The organism is Tepidimonas sp. (assembly GCF_046292505.1).
In the GTDB taxonomy this organism is placed as follows: domain Bacteria; phylum Pseudomonadota; class Gammaproteobacteria; order Burkholderiales; family Burkholderiaceae_C; genus Tepidimonas.
This window is the reverse complement of the sequence record NZ_JBKBQX010000264.1, coordinates 1-541: the sequence shown is the minus strand read 5'-3', so window position 1 is coordinate 541 and position 541 is coordinate 1. Positions and strand designations below refer to the sequence as shown.

Genomic DNA, 541 nt, shown 5'->3' with positions numbered 1-541 from the left:
CATCCTCGACCGCGCGCTGGATGTCGTAGATGCTGATGTAATCGCCAAAGACGGCGCGTGTGTTGCGGTCGGTCAGTTCGAGCGGCGTGCCGGTGAAGGCGATGAACGCGGCGTTGGGCAGCGCGTCGCGCATGTGGCGGGCGTAGCCGTCGATGAAATCGTACTGGCTGCGGTGCGCCTCATCGGCGATGACCACGATGTTGGCGCGCGTGGAGAGCACGGGGTTGCGGTCGCCGTGCGCGTCGGGGAGGAATTTTTGAATGGTGGTGAAGACCACCCCGCCGGCTCGCACCGCCAGCAGTTGGCGCAGATGGGTGCGGCTCTCGGCTTGCACCGGCGGCTGGCGCAGCAAGTCCTGACAGCGGGCAAAGGCGCCGAACAACTGGTCGTCCAGGTCGTTGCGGTCGGTCAGCACCACGAGGGTGGGGTTCTGCATGGCCGGCTCGCGGATGATGCGGCCGGCGTAGAAGGCCATGGTCAGGCTTTTGCCGCTGCCCTGCGTATGCCAGATGACGCCCACGCGGCGGTCGCCGGGCCGCCC

Annotated in this window: 1 protein-coding gene; it reads right to left on the bottom strand. The window is 67.5% G+C overall.

Going from position 1 to position 541, the window contains the following annotated elements; genetic code table 11:
* Positions 1-541: DEAD/DEAH box helicase family protein (locus ACK4TH_RS13170; RefSeq protein ID WP_409627082.1), on the bottom strand; the 541-nt coding region annotated here is incomplete at both ends.